Genomic DNA, 23,223 nt, shown 5'->3' on the forward strand with positions numbered 1-23,223 from the left:
GTCGTTAACTCACCGTTCTTTCCTCTTGTCGCGGTATTTCAGGGCTATTGGCCCGCATTACAGGCGCGCCGCGCCCATACCCATCCACCGTTTTCGCACCAGCCACAAGTTTGACAACGCGAACAACGTTGTCTGCTGTGCGATGTTTTTCGCCAGACCACGAAAGAGCACTTTCGTATAACCAAACTGGCGCTTGATCACGCGAAACGAGTGCTCAACCTTGGCCCGCACCTGCGCTTTCGCGTATTCGATCTTGCGACGCATGCGCCCAATCAAACTCTTTTTTCCATGCTTTTTATAGCTGCTTGGGCGGGCCGCAATCGACCAGATCATCTTGCGATCCTGATGCTCGGGACGTTTGTCCACGCCGGTGTAACCGGCGTCGCCACACACATAAGTTGCCTCGCCGTGCAGTAACTGATCGACCTGCGTCACGTCGGCCACATTCGCCGCCGTGCCCACCAGGCTATGCACCAAGCCCGATTCGGCGTCGACGCCGATGTGCACTTTCATCCCAAAGAAATATTGGTTTCCTTTCTTCGTCTGATGCATCTCAGGGTCGCGTTTACCGTCCTTGTTCTTTGTAGAACTCGGCGCGTGAATGATCGTCGCATCGACCACCGTGCCCTGGCGCAACATCAGTCCACGGTCGCCCAGATAACCGTTGATCACACCGAGAATTCCGCTCGCCAGTTCATGTTTTTCCAGCAAACGACGAAAGTTGAGGATCGTGGTTTCGTCGGGAATCCGATCCAGGTGCAGACCCGAAAACTGGCGCAGGATCGTTGTTTCATAGAGCGCCTCTTCCATCGCCGGATCGCTGTAGCCGAACCAATTTTGCATCAGATGAACGCGCAACATCGCCATCAACGGATAGGCCGGACGGTCACCTTCACCCTTGGGATAATGCGGCTCGATCAAGGCAATCAAGCCCTTCCAGGGCACCACCTGATCCATTTCGATCAGGAAACGCTCGCGGCGGGTCTGCTTACGTTTGCCTGCGTACTCGGCATCGGCGAAGGACATCTGTTTCATCGGGGCTCAACCGTTCGATTCGTGTGAGACGGGTATTTCACCAGAGATGGAAGTCTTTTTCAGAGTTTCCCTAGATCCCCATCAAAGCCAGTCATTGCAGAAACACCATCATCGCTCTGAGCACTGGATTGTGGTCTCAGGAACGGCACTGGCGCTCGTCGCAGGCGAGAAGAAGCGCATGCTGCCCAGTGACACGGTCTCTATCAAAGCAGGGCAAATGCACCGCCTGACAAATCCCAGCTTGATTCCATTGATTCTGACAGAGGTTCAGTGTGGGGATTATTTGGGTGAGGATGACATTGTGCGCTTTGCTGATCTGTATGGACGAACCGTGGTAAGGACTACAGCATGATTGGGCTCGCCCTGACACCGCCATCCCCCCGCGCCGGTTTATCAGTTGATGATGGATTTACCGCAAGCGCTCTGCTGACTAGGCCAGGTCGATGGCCGAGTGAGGGCAGTTCGCTCCCAACGATCAAAAGGCAATGTCATGGGCAAGTTGGACACGATCAATGACCGGTTTGGCGATAGTTGATCCATAAGATGGTTTCGCGGCTGCTTCCGATATTCGGAGTACCGTTCATGAGCATTGCAAAAACAAAGGTGGCCCTAGATTAATTAGCGGCTATCGGTGAATGGCCTGGATTTTAAACTGTTGCGGATAACGTGGATTGCTCAGGGCACTCCCAAGTAGGGTGCCTGTCCCGATTTCAGACTTCGGCTTTCTTCTGCAATCTAAATGTTTTATAAAATCTCCTATGGCTATTGTGTCCTGCCAGAATAAATGTGGCCAACTCCATAGTTAATTTATGGAGTTGCATTATTGTGAAGTGTGCAAGCCTGTCACCCAATTGTTCCTGCGAGCGAGCACGCCTGAGCACCCTGTCACTTAAAAAGTCGCCGTGGTTATGCCGGGCTACGCTCGCCGTGCCCCACCAATCACAAGGAATTCTATATGACAACGTTTGACGAAGCCCTGAACAGAATCGCTGGCTTAATGAAGCGCGATTCTGAAATCAATGAATATATTAACCGGCCAGCCTTAAATTGCGAAAACGCCTCAAACCGTGTGACCACCCTATTGCAGGCAAACACCATCGCCTATGAGGTGAGGGGGTTGCTAACCTGGCAAAATGCCGGGGAAGGTAGTAGTGGCAATCACTTTGTGGTGATTGCAAAAATTGACGAGCAGCGCGTCGTAATCGACATAACGGCCGGTCAGTTTTACGCCCAACGTGTCGGCGAGCCCATTATTGATAGTTCTAAAAGTTGGGAGGAAAAATTTCTCTCACTCCCCAGACTCCGTCGGTCACTCATAAAATATCAGGATTTTACGACGCATGCGTCCGCCAAAACTGCATTAGCCGTCATCAATGAGCCGCTGATGACAGATACTGCATGGACAGTGCTAGGTGAAGCGCCCGCTTGGGCCAAAGATCATCTTGACTATCCGCGTTGGGGAAGTCGGTACGCAGACTTCCAGTTGTCGATTTCACCGCTGACCCCGCGCGCTCTTCGCCCAACGAAGGAGAAAATAATCGCTATACAGGCCGATCTGGCACGCCTTTATAAAAAAGAAGTCACGCCGTTCAAGGCGGTAAAAGAAGAAATCAACAACGGCGTGCGCAGTATCCCGGACACGCTGGACGATCGACAGCGGTTGATCGCAAAAGCGGGCACACCGGATGGTCCTTCGTATACACGTATTCTTGATGAGCTTGATCGCTATCACGCCGAAGCCACGGGTCTCAGTGTCTTGGAAAAGATGGGAAGATTAAGCGACCTGGCTCAACTGGCTGATGAGTACGTGGCGACTCACCCCCGTAATCTGAATAAGAGATCGGTCAAGTTACTCGAGTTTGCCAAGCATGTACGAGCCTATGCGATCGGCTTGCGCCTACGGGAAAATGCGCTGGGCAGTCTGGATGTCTCCCAAGGATGGCGCCGCCCCTTATTAAGTACCTTGGCGAGGCTGTCGCGTAATCATATTGAGCCGACCTCCGGGAGGGATTTTCTCCGACAACTAATTGTTCAACTGGAAGGTGACGATATCAGTTTCAACGCGGCCATGGCTCTGTTTGGCAAACACCCAAGGCACTCCGAATGGGTGCAGTTGCAGCCAGGCGAAACACTGAAAAATATTAGATCCCAGGCACCGCTGCAACTCGATGACGCTGGACGCGTCAAGATTGTCTTGGTCGGACATGGCGTGAACAGTGATGGGCGAACGTTGTTTGGAGGAAAAACCGTCAACGAACTCAAAGCCAGTCTGACAGCACTGATGGCCCAAGCCTCGCGGGATAAGATTAAAGGCATCCACCTGGATTTGGTCGGCTGCGAGTTGCTCAATGACCATCAGTCGCTGGCGACCAGCTTGCCCGGCCAGTTGGGAGAGTGGTTGCTCAGCACCGGGGACGCCCTGCAGATAAATCGGGACAATTTGTCACTGAGCGCGCGCAAGTACGCGGTACGCGTGACGGAAAATGGTAAAAAAGAAATCCTGACGCCGGAATGGGGCTGGATCAACAAGGAACAAGCGCGACTGAAGGATGTTGTCCATAAGGTGGAACTGGTGTGGGATGCCGAACTCGGTGCATTCGCTCGCAAACCGCTGCCGGTGAGCACCTTGATGGAAGTCGGTACGGAAATTGAGAGAGTGGTGCATTATCCTGGGCTTAGTGACGATGACCGGGAAGGGTTAGTCAGTCTGCATCAAAGCGTTGGTGACCAGGTTCGCAAGCAGGTATTGGATATAGATCCCCCAGACGCGGAACACCGAAAAACGATCGAACAGTTAGCTATTAAAAACGCCCGTAGCGCGCTGCTTTCCAGGCAGTGGGTTGAATCCATACAAGTCGTGATGCAACAGCATCAATTGTCCAATGAGTGGATCCCGACACTGCAAAGTCGTAAAAACGAAAGCGGGGCTTTCGAACTCCTGTTTATCCGCCGAACCGCGATAGCGGGTGATACTGCCCCCTCACGCTGGATTGCCATCAAGGACAACGCCGCTTTTCCTCAGATTAATGCTGAAATCAATGACTTGATCAAAACTGTCCGACGGGGACTGACATGGCACAAGGTTGAACAAAGACTATGGATCCGGCCGAATGTGACAGAAGTTGATGCAGTTCACACCCTCAATGCCGCTTTCATGTTGAAAACCTTGATCGATATGCGCTCCACCAATGGCGAGCTAACGCCAATGAGTGATGCACTCAAAGTGCAAGTCTATGCTCAGTTAGCCCAAAATGGCATTCAATTGGCCACCGATGGCGCCAGGATGGGCCAACTGATTCGCTCAGCTCTTGGCACGGAATTGGACTTGGTGCCCAAAGCAATGACCCTCATCGGGAAAGTGGGGGGCGTAGCAAGTCTGCTGTTTGATGCCATTAATATCGGCGCCATTGTCGTCGAATTGAATCAGACTACAGACGCGGCTGCGCGTGCAGCCATTGAGACCAAACTGTCTTTGTCTGTTGTCAGCAGCGGGGCGAACATCGCAGGCCTGATTGCTGGCCTGGTGGGCGCTGGTACCGTGGCGGGTGTACTCGGGGCATTGGCAGTCCCTTTGACGGGCCTGGCCGTCGGTGTCCCCATTCTGGTCGAAAACTATGAGCGGCTGCGACAAGGATTCGATCGCGCCTCGACCTACATGGACGCGATCTTGAGCAGCGTCTCTACACCCGGTCTCAGGCAGGAGGGGAAGGTCTGGCAATTTCAACCGGGCGCGGTCGTCAATACAATCAATTTTATAGAAGGCAAAACCCAATATGGTTCGGTTTTAATCAACGGGACCAAAGGGGGGAGTGGGCATACCGTGTCAGGTGGCTGGGATCATTATTTCGCCCGTCCTGACCCGGATCTACATAAACTTCTAGATGTGTATACCGGCCTAGGTGCACAAAAAACCCAATCATTCGATGCCAGCCAGGCACCTGTCGTGCTGCTGCCAAGCGGGGTTGAACGCAATATCAAGATGGATTATGAGCAGTTGACCGGCCGAAGGACCGCTCATGCACCCGCGCTGCGTCGTTTGCGCGAGTACTATGGCGATCAATTCGTGTGGGGCATGTACGCTTTTCCAACAGATTGGGGTATTTACAAGATCACCGTAGATTTGAAAGCCACCAGCATCCAGACAATCCTCGATGACATCCAACGGACGCTGATTGTACCGACCATTGTCGACGACAACGAACGTCAGCACCTCAGTTATCGCATCACTGGCGGCAGCAATGCTTGTGTTGTGGTCCTGCCCGCTATTGCGATGCAGATCAGTATCGATAGTTACGAGGGCCCGTACCGAGATACCCCACCGGCTTATGATTGGATTTTTGATATTGATTATGCCGTTAAAGAGCACTCCATCGTCGATGGCAAACTTGTGCCAGGCGAACTCAAGCCGGGGGTGTTTGCAGGCATGCAGGTCCAGCACAACGCCTTCTCGATCGGCGGCCAGACAGTGCAGTTCAATGGGAATGCCACCACCCTGATGCTGGTCACGACCATTGGCAATGTCGCCACGATGCAAATACATGCGGAGCTTGGTGCGGACCCGTACCAAGGCGGCCCTCGCCTGTTGATGGCAGCATTACCCACGGCTCAGGATTTAGTGCTACTGCAACGTTATTTCACAACACCGACGACCGAATCTCTGTTAACCGATGGCTTGATTGCAGCGGATATCGATCTTGGAGGAACTATGGGCCTAAAAGCCGGTGTCTTTGACATCTCCAAGGGGGAATTTATTCATGCTACCGGCCGAGTTTCAGTAGCTGCGCTGGTGCCAAAAAACTAAGCGTCCGCCCTGAGTCATCTATCCGATCCCTGCAATTAGGGCGATGTTCTCCACTTAAAAATAGGTGGACAGCATCGCCCTTGTTGTCAGGAGTGTCCAGGCACCGTAAGCGTACGCGCGACACACCGTGCGCCGATCATCCAGCGCTACACGGAGGCGGCGATAGCTGTTCGATCTCGCTCGCCCTCTGCGCTGCAACTGCCTCCGCACAGCCTTGAGAGGCGCGTACGGATCATGCCTGTTCAGGCGGCGATTGGATAGGCTCATGCTCGCGGCCGCCCGTTGACCGCTGCGCGGCGACCCTGTAAAGAACCCGTTCCAATAACCCAGCGCCCGGCCTGCTCTATTTGCCACCGCAGGGTTGTCCACGGGGACAGCACCCTTTTTCAGGTGACGCATCAGCGCTACCCAGCGTTGGTGTTGGGATAAAGGTATGGGGCGGACTTGGTGCGACAATAAAGGTCGTTGCAAACCGGGCCTGTGTCTTTACACAAAGGTGGGAGACGTTAAACCTCCCAACCTGTTCATCGGCCAATCAAACGATCAGCACAGCTTCGCCTGATCAACCGACACGCCGTTGACAGCCACCGAGACCGAGGGGGGTCCAGCTGACGACGGTGCCCTCGCGGATGCTCACACCAGCAATACCCTGAAGGGCATAACCGCCAACAACAGCCTGGGTTCCTTGGACAGTGATTTCTTGCATGTACATCTCCTTCAATTGCAATGGTTGCCTTCGCGCTTTTACAAGTGCGCTTTCAAAACCTATCGAGCTTCTTGAGCGAGTCAACGTACACAAGTGTTTTTGGTATTTTTGACAGTCACCATTTACTTGAGGACTTGTTGGTAATTTTGATTTTTAGTCGGGCGAGGGCGTGGCTGCAACCGCCTGCTGAACTCGCCGCCCGGCCCGCCCCGCAGGCCTTAACCCGCAGTGCGACTAACGCGTTTGACGAGCACGGCCTTGACGGGGTTGTGATGAGAGGGGCCATTCAATCAAGCCTTGACACTCGGTGCTGCCGCCACGGTGAGCGGCACACGGTGTATAGCCATCACCTTGATTGAGCACGAGCCTGCTCGTCCCAAGAGGGGCGGCTTTCATTAGATCACTGCAAAAAACCAGGGATTGCCCTACAGGAAATGAGGCCCCTGCCTACTTAATATTGGGTTGGCCAGCCTGAGAGTGAACGCAAGAGATACTTCGGGCACTGGCCTGTCGTCATTCTATGAGTGGTCATCTGATATGCACACGCTCAGTGATATTTCAGTTCGATCTCGCCGTACTCAGTCTGTTTTTCTTTCTTCTGGCTACGCCCCTGTCCGTCACAAGGCGCTGCTGTGCGCTTGGTTGTTCATGACGTGCATGGCGACGGGCGGCCTTCCTCTGTCGGCCCAGGCCGCCTTGACCCAAGTGATGACCCAGCGTGTGGTGCTGCATGCCGTGGCCGTGGCATCCGCTTGCCGGGTGGTTGTGGAGGGCGACAGCGTCGGCAGCAACCGCCTCTCCTTCGGTGTTTACAACAAAGGCTCCGGCGCGGCGCCCGTGGCTCGCCCCCTGACCTTCTGGCTGTACGAAGAGGGGGCCACGATGGCGGGCTGTTCGGCCTTTCTGGTGGCGCCCTTGGCCTCGGTGCGTTTCGGCAACCCCGGCCAGCTGGATGAGGGCGGGGTGATGACCCGGGGGGCCGGTGGCCATGTACGCGTGGATATCCGCGCCGCCGATGCGCAGGCCGATTATCGCGGCGCCATTACGGCGCAAAGCGCCCAGGTGAATTACCCCTCCGCGTTTGCGGCTCGGGGCCGACTGGCCTTTTTGGCCAAACCCGTGGCGCTGGAGCTAGCCAGCGCCGGCGAGTATCAGGGCACGCTGTCTTTTGTTGTAACTTACAACTAGGAAGCATCGCGTGAGCATTCACAAACACGCAGCCGGAAGGGCTCGTAAGCGACGCGCTCAGCTGTCCCGCCTTAGTGCATTGGCGTTGATGGCCGGTGGCGCTTCATCGATTCAGGCGGCGGAGTCGGTCGTCTCCGCACCGGCGCCGATGCAGGCACCGAAGGCCAGCGGCAGCGGCAAGCTTGACTTCTCCTTTATTCAGGGAGGGACCGGGGTGGATCCATCAGCGTGGGAGTCGGTGAACAGCCAGTACATTCCAGGCCACTATCTGCTGGATGTAGTGGTCAATGACAAAAAGCCCGTCAAGCAGACGCTGGATATCGTGTCGGCCGATCGGGACGCCCTGTGCCTCAAGGCGGACTGGTTGATACGGGCCGGTATCTTCATCGATACCGCCTACTTTAAGGATACCTACAACCAGGCGCGCGCCTGCTACGTACTGGCCAACGCTCCATCCGTGAGCGTCGACATGGACATGGCATCCCAGACGCTGACGCTCGGTCTGCCGCAGGTGGCTCAGGCGGCTTCGCCGGAGAATGTCGACTGGGACTATGGCAATTCGGCGATGCGCGCCAACTACAGTGCCAACGTCAGTGCCAACGACGTGGACACCAGCGCTTTTGGCTCGCTGGATCTGAAAGGCAATGTGGCTGGCTGGGTAGTGACCTCCACCATGACCGCCACACAAGAAGATACCAATGTGGCGATGCTCACCGCCAGCCGTCCCATCAAGGCGCTGCAAGCCGATGTCCTGGTGGGCAAGACTTTCGTGGGCGATAGCCTGCTGGGCAGTGCCGGCGTTATTGGAGGTGGTCTGCGTAGCAACAGCAGCATGCGCTCTAACGATATCGGCTATCGCCCGGTGTTCAGCGGCGTGGCCCGAAGCAATGCCCGCGTCTCGTTGATTCAGGCCGGTAATACGCTCTGGTCGCAGCCAGTGCCGCCAGGCCCCTTTGCTATCCGCGATGTAACCCTGCTGACCAGTGGGGATGTGGAGATGATCATCACCGAGCAAGACGGCTCGGTCACTCGTCAGGTGTTCCCGCTCACGGTGGTCAGCGGAATGATCGCGCCGGGCGAGCGAGAGTTCTCGACTTCACTGGGTGTACGTGATGAGAAGGACCAGAATCACGGTGCTGACGGCGGCATGGGCTCGCTGAGCTATGGCTACGGACTTGGCAGCCTGACGCTCAGAGGCAGTACGCTGGTGCACCGTGACTTCCAGGGTGTCAGTGCGGCAATCGCGACCAACCTGGGCGATCTGGGCGGGATATCCATTGCCAGTGCCTGGCAGCAGGCGCTGTACGACGACGGGAAAACAGAGCAGGGCGTCAAGCTGCAGACGACTTGGAACAAGTCCTTCAGCAGCACGGGCACCAACGTCTACCTGAACCTGTCGCGTAACTCCGAGCGATTCACCGACTTTGCGTCCTTTACGCCTGAGCGTAACCACCGCTGTAAGGTGCAAACCGATTTCGGTGGGTTCGTCATCGGCCCCGGTGGTATTCCCCTGCCGGGGCAGTTCTGCCTCGATGGCATCGACCGGCAAAACCGTAATGAAATCAACCTCGGCTTCAGCCAGGGATGGGGAGTGCTCAGCACCGGTCTGACTGGCTGGAAGCGGGACTACTGGAATAGCTCCTCCACCGAAACTGGCATCACTGGCAGCCTGAGCGCGCAGGTGTATGGCGCCACCGTGTCTTTTGGCGGCTCGATGAGCCAGAGCCGTAATGACAGCGGCCCCCAGGACAACTGGTCGGCCTCGCTTTCGGTGTCCGTGCCGTTTTCGGTCGGCGAGCGACGCTACAGTTCCTGGACCACCGCAACCACGGGTAAGCAAGGCGGGGTTGGCGTTTCCAGCGGAATATCCGGTTCGGTCAACGATCGCCTGAGTTACTCCGTGGGCGGCGGTCGCAGCAGCGATGGCGCGGCGCAAGGCACCGTGTCCGGCAACTACACCGGCAACCGGGCAGGGATCGGGGTCAGTATGACCCAGTCCTCCAATGGCACCATCGGTTCGGCCGCGGTGACGGGCTCGCTCCTGGCACTGCCGGTTGCCAAGAGCGTGATCTTCAGTCGCACGGTGAGCGATACCGTCGCGGTGGCCAACATCAAGGACACCCCAGGAGTGAAATTATTCTCCGGCGTGGATGCGACCGACAATGCCGGCAACGTGGTGGTACCGCTGAGCGGGTATCGCTACAACACCGTGACAGTAGATGCCGCGACCCTGCCGCATAACGTAGAGCTGGGAAGCACCAGCCAGGGCGTGGTGCCGGTCGAACAATCGGTGGTGTACATGCCGTTCGAGACCTGGAAGGTGCATCGCTACCTGTTGCAGGTGCGCAGAGCCGATGGGGTGTTCGTCAGCAGCGGCACCTGGGCGAAGGATGAGCAAGGTTCGCCACTGGGGTTTGTGGCGCAAAACGGCGTTCTGTTCATGAACTCAGTCACCCAGCCAGGTGATATCCAAGTGGGCGACTGTCGTGTGCCTGCCACAAAAATCAAAGATACCGAGAAGGTTCAAGAGGTGATTTGTGAATAAGGGCATCCATCAGCAGGACGTCGTCGGTAAACGCATGCAGTGGTCTTGGGCTGCCTTGGTGCTGGCCGCTTTCCTGGGGCAAGTATCTTCGGCGCACGCTGCGCTGGCCATGGACGCCACCCGGTACATTTTCCCGGGCGACAAGGATTCGGTGGCGATCACCGTCACCAACGAGAGCAAGAAGACCTATGGTGGCCAAGCGTGGGTGGACAACATCGTCGAGAAGGACACCCGCCCGACCTTCGTTGTGACCCCGTCCTTCTTCAAGCTCAAGGGGCAAGGCAAGCAGGTACTGCGAATCATCCAGGCCAACGATCTGCCGCAGGATCATGAATCGGTGTACTGGCTGAACCTGCAGGACATCCCCCCCGCGCTGGAAGGCAGCGGCTTGGCATTGGCCCTGCGTACCCGGGTGAAGCTGTTCTACCGCCCGGCGGCGCTGCTGAAAAACCGTAAAGGCGCCGAGGCCGCTCTGCAGGTGGAAACCGTGCCGGGAGCGATGGCGCTGGTCAATACCACCCCCTACATCTTCGTTATCAGTGCGGTGACCGATGCCAGCGGAAAACCTCTGAAACTCACCCCCGAGGCGGCGGACAAGTTACTGATGTTCATGCCGGGTGAGCGGGTAGTGGTTCCGCCAGGTGCCGCCAAGGTCGAGTCCGTGGATGACTACGGCGCGGTGACCAAGGTGAGCTTGGGGGCCAAGAGCGAGAAGTGACCCACATGAAACCATACGGATGGTTCGCGTTGCTGCTGATGGTGGCAGACCAGGGACAGGCCGCCCAAGGCTATGAGGAACGAAACACGGACCTCGGGCTGGTGAATGGCGTCGTGCGTCACGACCAGGTGGTCGAGGCCGAACGCGCTCTGTCTAACCCGGTGCTGTTTGAAGTGAGCCATCAGGAGACTCCGAACATGCCGACCCTGCTGCTGGTGCGTCACGCCCAGGCCGAGGACGGCGGTGGCGGCGCCCTCCTGCTGAAGCAAACACAGCAGATGCCGGTACCGGGTGGGCAGCCCGTCAGTCTGGGGTTCAAAAGCCGCGTGAAACTGTGGGTAAACGGGGAGGTGGTCAATGCGAGTTACCGCACCCAAGGTTCGGATGTGCTGATCCCGCTGCCGGCAGGCGCCACATCGGTGTCATTGCGCAGTGACGGCCCGGTTTCGTTGCTCTACCCCAAAAGCTACCGGGGAGAGCTCAGCCTCGTACTGGAAATTGAGGGATGGCAGGAAACGCCTTGAGGGGCCAGCTCTGACGGCTTATTGCGTCTCATGAGCCGTCAGACGTGGCGCTTGATCAACGTCGCACACAAACACGGCACTCATGCTGTGCCGACATGTAACCAATCACTACTGTTGATATCAGGAGTAACAAAATGAACATGAACAAGTCTTTGCTGGTAGCCGCCCTGGCTGCAGCAGCTTTTGGAGGAGCCTCTAGCGCCATGGCGCTGACCTTCACCGATGGCGACTTCACCGGCAGCGTTGACATCAGCGGCACCGTCACCGTCCCCGTGGCCACCAACCAATGGCAATGGGCCACCGGCGATGCCATCCCCCTTAATAAAGTCGCCACCGAGATGACCAATAATTACAAGACCCTGACCGTTGCGGCGCCCGCCAACCTGCCACTGCTGGTGGGTCAGACCAAGGCGGCAACGGTTGGTAATGCAGGAAACGGGGGTATTAATCCCCAGATTGCCTTCACGGATGCTACTGGCGCCACCGTGACCCCGGTGTGGGGCATCACTGGCAACACCGGTAAAGGCACCATCACCCTGCCAGTGACCGCAGATGACGGCACCACCGTCCTGGGTAACATGAGCATGACGGTTAAGGTTGGAGCCGTAAAAGCGGCACAGAGCGGGGGTGATGGTGGTGCGGAAGTAACCTCATCCTTTACTTCGCACAGTAGCTTGGAGCTGTATGGTGGGGTCGCTCAGCCTTCCGTGGCAGCTGGGACCTTAGCGACAGGTTCGAGCGCCGGGGTATGGAACGCTGCTCTTGGGGCCAAGACGGTTACAGACTTGCTTGGTCAACTGAACGCTGGTAGTGGCTTCACTACTACTGGATGGGCTATTGATGGCACAAGGGCCGCAGGTTATTTTGATATTCCTCATTGGTATTACGCTGGCACTTACGGCCTCGGCATCGCCCTGGGCGACAACATTGTCGTGAACTTCACCAATCCAGTCACCGTCACCACTCCGTGGAAAAGTGCACTAAAGGCAACCGTTACGTATCTCTAACCGGTAACTTATTCTCTGGCCAGGGAAGGCCGGAAATAACTGCTTCTTGAACAGTCCTGCCTGTCATGGCGTATTTATTCTCTATGTGCCGCAAGCTGGCTTAACTCCGGTCAGGCGCAAGAGTAATAACGCGTATACATACGTATGCGCTCTGTGCACCAGCGTTTTTCTTAGTGATGCCCATGATTTTGATTATTGCTGTTCCAGACCGGAAAAAAAGGAAGGTGCCATGACCCGTACAGGTTTTCTGTGCCTGTTGCTATTCTGCGCAGCCAGTCCGACGTTCGCTGCCATCCTGGATCAGGGAGAGGTGGAGTTTTCCGGCTACGTGATCGATGAGGCTCCGCGCTGGCTTTGGCAGGTCACCTCTCCCGATCAGGTCTGGGATGTCGACGTAGCCGACGCCCGCCCGGATGTACAGGGCAATCAGGTCTTTTCCCTGCAAGACAAAGGCCCCCTGGCCTTCCTGGAAGGCCACCTGAAAAAGGTCGCTGACCGAGGTGGCGCCGGCATGACCCCCGTCATTAGTTTCTCGTCCGAAGGCACACCTTTGACGCCCGTCGCCGGCGGCGGCAGCCCCCAGGACTCCCGGCTGCGCACCAGTGTACCGGTGCGTAATGCCCAGACGGGTGAGCTCGCCGGGCAGCTGTCGTTCACCCTGGAGCAAGGCATGGTCCTGGCCCAAGGTAATGCCCTGCCCACCCTCGACGGCGGAACCGACCGAAAACTCGGCCTTTCCGGTATGGCCTTGGTCTCCGGCGACGGCGGACAGACCGGTGACGTACCGACGTCGCTGATAAGCCGCCTGGCGGTGCTGATGGGCATGAACCACGGCGTTGAAACCGCCGGTATCCCACTCACCTGGCAAGGCGAGCACATTGCCCGCCAAGTCCTGGCGGACAGTCACATCCCCCTGCTGGCGGCGGCCTACGCTTCGCAGTTGTCAAATTTCACGCTCTCCTGGCCACAGGACAAGGTGCCCTCCCGCTGGCGGGCGTCCCTCAGCGTCACCGTGACGCTGCGTTAAGGCCAGAAGACTAGGAGAACATGATGCAACGCTATGCAGCACGCACCGTAGCGACTATTGCCCTGCTCGGGGCCAGCATGACCGCCCTGGCACAGTGGCAGGAAGGGGATTTCAGTGGTGAGCTCAACTGGCAAGGGACGGTGACCCAAAACCGTAACCCTTGGTCATGGGCGCAGGGAGTCTTGCCCGACATTGGCACCCTCAATCAGACCCATCTGCAGACCGAAGGCAACCAGGTGGTCTGGCATAACCTGCTGACACAAACTCCCGTTCTGGTGGGCAAGACGGAGCAGTTGATGCCGGCCGGCCGACCAGGCGTCAGTCCGGTAATCGAGTTTGGTCAGAATATCGACGGCTTCAGCCTGACCTGGAAGGGGGCTGGCGTGATGCAAGTGACTCTGCCGGTCACCGACAAAGAGGCGGGGAGCCGCGCGACTGGCAGCCTGACGTTCCAACTACGGGTGGCCGGCATCCTAGTAGCCAGCACGGGCACGACCCGGCGAGGATACGGGGTGATCGCCGGTGACGCGGACGATGGTAACGGCGTACCGCCCTCAGGCAATGCACTATCGTACGGCGCCGCCGTGTCTGCCCTGCAGGCAATGGTCGGGACGCAGGTGCCCACGTGGCTGTCCGGCGCACTGGCCGATGGCGGAACCATCACCCTGAACGCTCTGCACGATGGGCAAACACAAGCGACTGGAGCCATGTATGGGGCAGAAATCCTGCCGGGTAGCGGCACCCTGCGCTTTGCTGCCGGTAAGATCCCGGAGCGCTGGCGGGTATCTCTGCCGATTCGCATTACCTATCGATAAACAACCTTTGACTCGATCCATCGGCCCGCGAGGAAGCTGTCAAATGGGCGCGCAGTATTCACCAGTGTGCGAGCCGTCGCTCGCGTTCGTCTGCTGATTCTGCTGCTCGGTATCTCAGTGGGCCCGCACCGAAACGTCCCCGGCCTATGATGGGATGTTGTCTCGTCCTGAATAAGGTTTACACCTTCTGGCTGCTTATCAGGGAGGTGCAATGGATACGGGCGCAAAACGCCGTCAGCGTGATTACACGCTGACTTTTTAAATTGTCGGTTGTCGACCCAGTCGAAAAAGGCGAGCTGAGTTATAAAGAAGCTCAACAGTGCTACGGGATCCCGATCCGGTCGCCAGTGTTGGTTTGATTACGCCAGCAGGGTCGCTAGGACTGGAGCCAAGGTGCCTTCATTCGCTCCCAGAGAACCCGACCGATGGACGAGCCCACTTCGCCATTAACTCACGAGCAGAGCATCAAAGAGCTTGAGCAGTTGGCGCTGGCGAATCAGAAAGCCAAGTTTTTTGAAGGCGTGGTGGATGTCCTGAAGAACGACTAGGGCGTCTGCGTCGTAAAAAAAAACGGCCCGGCAAGTCGTTGCGCAAACCCAACCCCTGAGTGTCAGCAGGGCTTTCCTGTTTATGGGGGTTCCTCGCCAAGCCTTTTACAAACGTAACCGCGTCTATCGAGCTCGAACCGAGCAAGATCCGAAACTCATCCAGTTTGTACAGGCAAACCGCGGGCGGCACCCCTGCATTGGCACCCGCAAATTGCACTCATTGATGCACGCAGAGCGTGAGAAACAGCAGCTGCATGTCGGCGTCGGCCGGGATCGTTTTTGTCAGGCTTGCGTGATCACCGCCAACGGGGCCGCAGGAAATGTGCCTAATACAAACCGACCGACAGCCCTCATCACTTGCGCTGCCATCCCAATCTGCTCAAACCAGGTCCGGCGCAAGTCGTCGCTGGCGGTTCGGAACAGGTCTGGGTAGTCGATATCACTTGTCTGCCCCACCCGCCAAGTTTGAAGACCCTGTCTACCTGCGTTTTGGTGACGGAATGCACTTTCGAGAAAAATTATCGGTTATCACGTGCATGGCAGCCTGCATGCTGACTCGTTGGCCCTGGCCTTACGCATGGCGTCGAAGACGCGGCGAACAAGTCAGAGGTTGATTCATCATTCGGATTGAGGTGCGCAGGGCGGATTCAACCGGTCGTCGCAACACTGGATTGTTGTACAGACTTTAAATGCTCATTCAGTGCCTCGGCAGCTCTTTGGACAAGATTGTCGTAGAAGGCCGTTCGTATTCCTGTCGAGGCATTGTAGGCAAGTGCCCAGCAAATTGAGGGAACGCCCTACAGACTCGCCGAGCACGCTTGTTTAAGGTAGGAAGATGGGAGCGATTAATAAATTTAATATACGCCAATGTTTTATGGCGGAATTAGGGAAGCATTTATTGGATTGTTAAACCGGTCAAATACCCCATTAAGGCGCGCACGGCATTCGCGATCAGAATCGTATCGAGGCCTTCCTTTCACGCTGTGGCCCCGACCTGCCAACACGTTGCGCTTTATCGAGATTGGCTACGTCCCTCACTTTAATGCAAACACCTTGAAGCGCCTGCTGTTCGGCGTCGCGTTTGCGTGTAAGCCAAACTACCAAGACAAAATAAAAGTAGGAAATATCGTACTTGAGTACCACTAAAAATGTTATTCCTCGACGAGGCCAACGGAGCAACCACCATGCGCGAGAGCATTTTGAGAGCCTCTTTGCACTGGCCGACATACGTATCGACGGCACGCGGCCTTGGGATATACAACTGAACCATGCCAGTGTGCCGGCGCGCGTGCTCGCCTTCGGAAATCTGGGGCTTGGCGAGTCCTACATGGACGGCCATTGGGATTGCGCTAATCTAGATCAAATGTTTGATCGTTTGCTGCGCGCACGGCTTGACCGGAAAGCTCGCAACGTGCGAACAGCCCTACATTCTCTTCGTGCTCGCCTGCTCAATCTGCAAACCGCACGGCGTGCCTGGAAGGTTGGAAGAACCCATTACGACTTGGGCAACTCGTTTTACGCTGCGATGCTCGACAAACGCATGACCTACACCTGTGGGTTTTGGGAAGGCAGCAGTACCTTGGACGAGGCGCAGGAGCACAAGCTCGATTTGGTTTGCAGAAAGCTGGACCTGCAACCTGGCATGAGAATGCTCGACATCGGTTGCGGGTGGGGTGGCTTGATGCAGTTTGCTGCTACGCACTATGGCGTGCATTGCACTGGCGTCACCATTTCCACCGAGCAAGCGTTAGCTGCGCGCGAGCGCTGTGCAGGCCTTCCGGTGGACGTGCTGCTCAGCGATTATCGCAACGTCGATGGGACATTCGACCGCATCGTCAGCCTTGGTATGTTTGAACACGTCGGGCGCAAGAATCACAATATATACATGCAATTAGCTGAACGGTGCCTAGCTTACGATGGTTTGTTCCTACTTCACACCATCGGGCGCAATGAAATAGGTCACGGTACAGATCCGTGGATTGATCGCTACATTTTCCCTAATGGCGAGATTCCCACGATTGCCGACATCGGACGGGCTTGCGAAAACCGTTTTGTGATTGAGGATCTGCATAGCTTTGGCGCGGATTACGACCGCACGTTGATGGCTTGGCATTCGAATTTCGACGCACACTGGGCGCAGTTTGCTGATGAGCTGGGGGCGCGATTTTGCCGCATGTGGAAGTACTACTTGTTGTCGTGCGCCGGCGCATTTCGTGCACGAGAAATGCAACTGTGGCAATGGATATTGTCAAAGCCGGGGCGTCCTGGGGTTTACCGGCGGGTATGCGCAAAACCCTAGGGAAACCCTGAAGAAAGCTTCCTGACTTTGGCAAAATGCTCACTCCAGCCGTCGAGTTTTCCGATGAAGCACATGACTTCTCCTTGATCGACTTGTGATGGGGGATTGGCTTGTCCGTCGTCTCGACGCGCTGGGTCCACTGCGCCGCCAAGGCAGGCGATTTTCAGGGGTTAACTAATCGAGCTTTGGAGGCGCAGTCATGCCGCCGATTTGCCAGAAAGGGTGAGTGGCGGCGTAGACTGATGGACCAATGGCGCGCGGCTGTAAGCCTGTTACGACCGTTTGTGTTCAAGGGCCCCCACATGGGGCATAAGCGTGGGGGCCTTTTTGTTTGCCGGCGCAAACCTAGCGCTCATGGACTGGTGAGGGCAATAAGCGTCAGCCTAACTCTACCCACTTCCGAAAGCTCAGACCAACGCGCCACCTACCTGAGGTCGTGGTTGCCTGAGTAAAACTGGCATCGCCCGTATGCCAGCCGAGTATGGCCACCGATTAGCCTAATAGCATCCGTGAACAACGTGGTGGTTTGCACAGCTAGGTCCCACCTCGAGCCCTCAGCAGTATTCACGCCGGGTGACTTCAAAGCTGACATCGTAAAGCTCTGCAGTCGTCTCCTGTCATCTACGTTTGCGACAAAGCCCCGATACGTAGGTAGACACCGCGCCAAACTTACCTCAAGAATGTCAGTTGCAGTGTCGTTGGCCCTGATAGCGTCACATTCGGCGCTTGTACAGCGTATGTCGTCAGGGCTGGCGCAAGCCACACAAGGGGGCGAAGCGGCTCGGTTCATCGGGTGCTACAGTAAATCGTCAATGCAAGTCTTGAGTGCAGCGTTGACTGATGGTTGTTGACACCGGGTCAGTACTGTTTTCGCGTGTCGTTCAACGAGGAAGATTCTTCTTGGCTGGAGTCATCCTTGATGGTTCGGGAGACACGTCTCCAGGTCGATCTGCCGGGCCGTCGATTTGGCCACCCTCCGCTGGGGCGGTCCAGGCCGTCAGGGATAGGCAGTGAAGCGTGGCTGATTAAAGGCCAAGTGTGGCTATTGCCGGCTGTCATCGACGGGGTAGAGCGCATGTTTGTCACCATCAAGGCTCGTGTGTACACCGATGCGACGGGTGTCTACACGGAGCTTCCCGCACTGTTGACGCCTGCCGGTGTGCTGACATCGTTGCTTGACTATTGCCTCTATCGCAGTCATGACCGCAGCCTGATGTGGATGACCAAGGTCGCCCGCTCGGTCCGGATGTTCCTAGAGTACATGCAAGCCAACCCTTCTGAGTTCGACACGCGTTATCTGTTTCAGACCTTCGCCCAGCGCCTTTACACCGGTACCTTTGATCGGGATACCGGCCTTGATCCAAGTGGCTTATGCTGGGCGCCGCGCTCCCCCCAGGACGCTTCGCACATCATTACTCACCTGTCTGATTTTTTCAGCTGGCTCAGTGAGACCCGCCCCGAGGCCGCCAAGGTCAATCCACGCTACCGGGCAAGCGCCTTTGATCGACAGACCGACGAGCTCGCCTACCAATACCGGCGCAGCCAAGCTTTTCTGGGGCATACTTGGGCGGTGAAAGCACTGAGCACTCAGGCCGGTGCTCATACGCGAAGCCAGCGCTTACCCATTGTCGAAAAGAGCGAGCCACCCGCGTTCCCGGAACAGCACTTCGAAGACCTGTTACTCAAGGGGTTTTGCTGCGCCGGACGCTATGATTATCGTGGCATGCTCATCACCTTGTTGTTGCATGGGGCGGGCTTTCGAGAGTCGGAGCCCTTTCACCTTTACATCCCTGATGTGTTTGCCGACCCTGCCCGTCCGCTTGAGGCCAGGGTTCACATTCACCATCCCCACCACGGACTCGCCCCCTCTGACTGGTATGACGAACGCGGGCGTCGGTGCAAAGGCAGTCGGGCACAATACCTGGCCCGCCAATTCGCCATGGTCCCGCGCACTGACCTGCTGGGTCGCCAGCATGCCGGTTGGAAGGGAGGAACGCACGATGGCCCTTACTTTAAGCAGGCCTATTGGTTCAAGCCAGAGTATGGCCAGTGGTTTTTAAGCCTGTGGTATCGCTACCTGGAACAGGTGGCGTGCATCGAGCGCCACCATCCCTTTGCCTTTATCAACCTGGCCCGCGAACCAATCGGTGCCATGTATACGCTCACTCAATACAACAAGGCCCATGCCCTGGCCTGCACCCGTATCGGCCTGACGGTGAGCAAGGCCTTGGGCACGACGCCCCATGGGCACCGTCACGCCTACGCCCGTCGGCTGTATAACGCCGGTGTCGACAAACACCTGATTCGTCGTTTTATGCATCACGCCTCATTGCAGAGCCAGGACATCTACACCCAGTCGAGCACCCGGGAGATCCGGGACGCTCTGCGGGAGGCTGCGGTGCGGCTGCGAGAAAATCATCCTGATACGCCATCTTCTGGCTCCTGGCTGACGTCTCTCAACCCAGATTGAGGAGGCCGCGCTCATGGTCGAAAAAAAACGCGTCACCCGCAAAACCGATATGGCCTTGGGGTGGGTCGAGCGAACCTATCCCCAGCTCGCGGCCTGGCGTGTACTGGCGACCGAGTGGATCCAGGGAGAGGCGCGGGGCATTGACGATAAGCTCAAGGCATTGGCGGTCTTTTTTGAGCGGTACTTGATCCAGCAGGGATTACCGCTTGAGCCGGCGACGATACTGGCGCGCGATACGCTGCTGCCCGATTTTTTCCAAACCGCCTGTCCGGACTCGGTGAAAGGCATCAAGTACAACAACCATGTCTGCACCTTCCTTGATTTCGTTCTCAGACACGTCTTCAGCGAAATCGCTGCCAGCGGGCAGGTCACCGTACGTCCTGAATTTCGTAACCCGGTCCAGCGTATGTCCCGCCGCAGCCTGCCTGCGTGTGATGAAAGTGTGTATTCGCCACTGCCCTATGGTTACCTGCAAGAGTTGCGCAAGTTGCTCGTGGCCGGGCCGCATTTTCGCGACTGGCGCTGGGCCGCCAATGCGCTGGGGACTGAAATCGGCAGCCCCGGGTTCGGCGCACCGGATTGGTTCGAGGTGAGTGAAGAACAGATCGACAAAAACGATCCGGACTGTATGTGGCGTGAACGCCCTATGAGCAACAGAACGCGTCTGGAAATGTGGAGCCCGGTTCGCTGGGTGGCCTTGGCCGTGAAACTTATCCTGCCTTTGCGCACCTATCAGGTGCGCATGCTTGACTCGGGCGAAGCCGATACCTGGCGCTATGAGGCAGGCGCCTGGAGCCTTAATCCTCATCGGCTCGCCCAGGGCAACCTGCGCCGGCCATTGCAATTGGGGGTATTTAGGCGCTGCGATCCGCACCTTCCCGGTGAAACCACCTGCGCCGTACTCTATATCAATACCAATAAGACCGCTGACATCGCCAAGACGACTTCAGAGAACGGTTATGTACTGCCGTGGCCGGCTGGCGGCACGATTGAGCAGGATGTCTTCTACTGGTTGGAGAAGCTGCGCAACTGGCAGCAGAAATACAACCCGGTCTCGCGGCGCACCGCATGGTCGGAACTGGACGGGCGGCACACCACTGCCAAAAGCAGCATGCAGTTGGCAAGCTATCCTGACACGTGCTTTCTGTTTCGTATGCCAGAGGCCCCCGCGCATGAGCGTCACCTTCCACTCAAGGAAATGACGTTGTTCAGAGGTTGGTTTGGCCTGCTGCAGGCGCTGGAAACACGGCTTAAAGAGCGGGGGGAGACCCACCGAAACGGTCAGCCTATTCGACTGTGTGCTCCGCCAACAGCCCGGGAGTGGTCTTCGCATAACACGCTTTTTCCCCTGCACAGCCTGCGTGTTTCACTGATCACCGCACTGGCCCTGGAAGGGCAGGTACCGTTTCCCATCTTGCAGAAACTGGCAGGCCACAGCCGCCTGCTCATGACCTTGTATTACACCAAGCCTGGGGCGACGCACATTCGCGACGTACTGACCAATGCCGCCAAACGGCTAGAAGAGAACAAGGACGCCAGTATCCAGAGCTTCTTGCTCGACACCGACCATGCCCAGCTGGTGCAACAGGCCATTTGTAATGGTGTTTCGGGCCTTGCCACGGCCATTGCCCATCATCCGGCGGCTCGCAATCCGGTAGGCTGGATGCTTATGCACCACGGCCTTTGCTTGGTGGGCGGAAACACCAGTGAAATCGAGGGGCAAGGCAATGTGGGAGGCTGTTACAACGGCGGGGCGTTGATTGCCAAGGGCTCCGCGGCGAGCACGCCCAAGTACGGCCCCGTTCCAGGCGGCATCCGAAACTGCGTACGGTGCCGCTGGTTTGTAACCGAACCCCATCATTTGCCGGCTCTGGTCGCCCACTTCAATACGCTCGCCTATCATTTCGACGAGGCGCGCAATGCGTGTCTGTCCCACGAACAGGTTCTGCAAAATCTCAAAAAGCAGAAGCTGGATGCTGAAGATGCAGGCCAACCGTTTGCCAGGATGCAGGCCTACCAGCAAGCCACGCGGATGTGGGAACTGGCGATCAAACGCTTCAGCGACCTGGCGGAAGACCTTGTCGCCTGCTGGCGTCTGATCGAGCGCTGCAAGCTGGCACTCAAGGCCGTACCCGGGGACGGCGCCCAGTTGGTGGCGGCCGGCACAATCACCGATGTGCACATCGCCTTTGAGGAAACAGAATCGGAATTACTCCAGCTTAACGGAGTATGCGAAAGCGTCGAGATCTATGCGGATCTGGAACCGGGCAAAGCCGTGTTTCGCCGCAGCCAGTTACTGGACGCGGCGCTCTACCGTGAACGTTTACCACCCGTATTCATGCTCCTGGGTGAACAAGAACAACTGCTCGCCGGCAATGCGTTTGTGCGCCGACTTGCCGAGCAAATGAGTCCGACGAATCCCGCGCTGGGGCAGAGAGAGGTGATCCGTTTGATGGACGCAGGTATGAGGCTCAGTCAGTACTTCGACATCGATCTTTCCTTGCTGCTACCCAACGCACCCGACAGTCAAGCGTTCGTCGCCGGTCACCCACCTCTGACGGAGGATAAATGATGAGTGGCAAAACGGAGGTTCATCCGGATTTCGTTCTGCAGGCCTTACTCGCCAAGGGCGGACGCTCAAACCGATGCGCCAACCTGATGAAAATACATGAGCTGTGTCGAATGGAACATGAAACGGGCTCTTGTGATTTCTCATTGCCCAACATGGGGCGGATCGCTGAGGCAGCGGGCATTTTGAAGGGGCGCATCCTCTACAATGCGCAGTCCGCCGACTACAAGGTGCTCCTCCAGGCGTGGGAGGCATACGCCGGGCCTGCGTTACCCAAGTCGCCAAGCCCGTTGGCAAGCCACCAATACCTGAGGCGTATCGAAGATCCGGCGCTGCGCTCCATCGTCCAGGCCATTATCGCCGAGCGTGACAAGCTCAAGGCACAACTGAATGTTCTGAAAGCCAACACGCAGGTGATTGTCGACCGACGTCCGCAGGGCGCCACCCTAGCGGTTTCGCCAGGATCACCGCCGGTGGCGGTACTTGCCTTGTCGGCCCAATTGACCTTATCTGAGCGCGAAGCCTTACAAAAGGCCATATCATCTGAATATTTGGAAGAGCGCGGGTTGCAGGAAGGGAGCCATGGCGAAATCATCAATCATCAGGGGCGGATCGTGTTTGAGGTGGGTTTTGCACGTGCCATTCGCAAGGTCCTGCTCGATTGATTTGCCAGTTTTGACCGGTATGTCAGGGGCGGCTAACTTGAAAGGCCGTCTCTCAAGGGGGTGGACAACTTCACTCTTTATTCATTTTTGAGGGGTTGTGGAACAAGAAGAGCTCGATAAAAAACGGTTAATAGGGCATCTTTTACTTGTCACTCGGAGCCTCTGGAGGCTCGTATTGGGCCTACCCCAACTTTCCGGAAAAGCCCCGAGTGACAACCTAGAAAGTGAGCACAGCTACTGGCTTTTAAAATCTACGACGCGTGAGGGTGATCAAAGCACAATCAATGTATGCGAGGGTAAAATTTC

The 23,223-nt window shown here is 56.9% G+C and carries 15 protein-coding genes and 1 pseudogene; 14 read left to right on the forward strand and 2 right to left on the reverse strand.

Annotated features, from left to right (window positions below; translation table 11 throughout):
* Positions 1-57 precede the first annotated feature (57 nt).
* On the reverse strand, positions 58-1,035 hold the full coding sequence (locus FGA82_RS21845) for an IS5 family transposase (protein WP_141128707.1): 978 nt from the start codon (positions 1,033-1,035) through the stop codon (positions 58-60).
* Between the two features lie 46 nt (positions 1,036-1,081).
* On the opposite strand from FGA82_RS21845, the gene FGA82_RS21850 reads away from it, so the two are divergent.
* Positions 1,082-1,387 carry a phosphomannose isomerase type II C-terminal cupin domain gene (locus FGA82_RS21850; protein ID WP_141128708.1) on the forward strand — a complete coding sequence of 102 codons (306 nt, stop codon included), beginning with the start codon at positions 1,082-1,084 and terminating at the stop codon, positions 1,385-1,387.
* Between the two features lie 603 nt (positions 1,388-1,990).
* A complete protein-coding gene (locus FGA82_RS21855) occupies positions 1,991-5,836 on the forward strand; it encodes a TcdA/TcdB pore-forming domain-containing protein (protein ID WP_141128709.1) in 3,846 nt (1,281 codons plus the stop codon).
* Between the two features lie 562 nt (positions 5,837-6,398).
* Here the strand turns inward: FGA82_RS21855 and FGA82_RS32175 are convergent.
* Complete coding sequence (locus tag FGA82_RS32175) at positions 6,399-6,542, reverse strand: hypothetical protein (RefSeq protein WP_171057331.1); 144 nt, start codon at positions 6,540-6,542, stop codon at positions 6,399-6,401.
* Positions 6,543-7,079: 537 nt separating this feature from the next.
* Between FGA82_RS32175 and FGA82_RS21860 the strand changes: the two genes are divergently transcribed.
* From FGA82_RS21860 to gmtX, 12 genes and pseudogenes are all read left to right on the forward strand, one after another.
* Positions 7,080-7,730, forward strand: a complete 651-nt coding sequence (locus FGA82_RS21860; protein WP_212760549.1) for a fimbrial protein — start codon at positions 7,080-7,082, stop codon at positions 7,728-7,730.
* A gap of 10 nt (positions 7,731-7,740) precedes the next feature.
* On the forward strand, positions 7,741-10,275 hold the full coding sequence (locus tag FGA82_RS21865; protein WP_171057332.1) for a fimbria/pilus outer membrane usher protein: 2,535 nt from the start codon (positions 7,741-7,743) through the stop codon (positions 10,273-10,275).
* A complete protein-coding gene (locus tag FGA82_RS21870; protein ID WP_283242338.1) occupies positions 10,268-10,993 on the forward strand; it encodes a fimbria/pilus periplasmic chaperone in 726 nt (241 codons plus the stop codon). Before FGA82_RS21865 ends, FGA82_RS21870 begins: the two co-directional genes overlap by 8 nt.
* 5 nt (positions 10,994-10,998) lie before the next feature.
* Positions 10,999-11,517: a DUF5462 family protein gene (locus tag FGA82_RS21875; RefSeq protein ID WP_171057333.1), complete on the forward strand. Its 519-nt coding sequence runs from the start codon at positions 10,999-11,001 to the stop codon at positions 11,515-11,517.
* 134 nt (positions 11,518-11,651) lie between these two features.
* On the forward strand, positions 11,652-12,524 hold the full coding sequence (locus tag FGA82_RS21880) for a hypothetical protein (protein WP_141128711.1): 873 nt from the start codon (positions 11,652-11,654) through the stop codon (positions 12,522-12,524).
* A gap of 229 nt (positions 12,525-12,753) precedes the next feature.
* The gene (locus FGA82_RS21885; RefSeq protein ID WP_141128712.1) at positions 12,754-13,551 is read left to right on the forward strand and encodes a fimbrial protein; all 798 of its coding nucleotides are present in this window, start codon (positions 12,754-12,756) and stop codon (positions 13,549-13,551) included.
* 20 nt (positions 13,552-13,571) lie between these two features.
* Positions 13,572-14,366, forward strand: a complete 795-nt coding sequence (locus FGA82_RS21890) for a hypothetical protein (protein ID WP_141128713.1) — start codon at positions 13,572-13,574, stop codon at positions 14,364-14,366.
* 211 nt (positions 14,367-14,577) lie between these two features.
* A pseudogene (locus FGA82_RS32515) lies at positions 14,578-15,542 on the forward strand (IS3 family transposase); the annotation flags it as partial.
* 525 nt (positions 15,543-16,067) lie between these two features.
* Positions 16,068-17,213 (forward strand): cyclopropane fatty acyl phospholipid synthase, encoded by a 1,146-nt coding sequence (gene cfa, locus FGA82_RS21895; protein WP_432767186.1) that lies wholly within the window; start codon positions 16,068-16,070, stop codon positions 17,211-17,213.
* Positions 17,214-18,288: 1,075 nt separating this feature from the next.
* On the forward strand, positions 18,289-19,683 hold the full coding sequence (gene gmtY, locus FGA82_RS21900) for a gamma-mobile-trio recombinase GmtY (RefSeq protein ID WP_141128715.1): 1,395 nt from the start codon (positions 18,289-18,291) through the stop codon (positions 19,681-19,683).
* Positions 19,684-19,696: 13 nt separating this feature from the next.
* On the forward strand, positions 19,697-22,255 hold the full coding sequence (gene gmtZ / locus FGA82_RS21905) for a gamma-mobile-trio integrase GmtZ (protein ID WP_141128716.1): 2,559 nt from the start codon (positions 19,697-19,699) through the stop codon (positions 22,253-22,255).
* On the forward strand, positions 22,255-22,917 hold the full coding sequence (gmtX, locus tag FGA82_RS21910; protein WP_141128717.1) for a gamma-mobile-trio protein GmtX: 663 nt from the start codon (positions 22,255-22,257) through the stop codon (positions 22,915-22,917). Before gmtZ ends, gmtX begins: the two co-directional genes overlap by 1 nt.
* The last annotated feature ends 306 nt before the right edge of the window (positions 22,918-23,223 follow it).

Origin of the sequence: Pseudomonas fluorescens, from assembly GCF_005938625.1 — a bacterium.
In the GTDB taxonomy this organism is placed as follows: domain Bacteria; phylum Pseudomonadota; class Gammaproteobacteria; order Pseudomonadales; family Pseudomonadaceae; genus Aquipseudomonas; species Aquipseudomonas fluorescens_BD.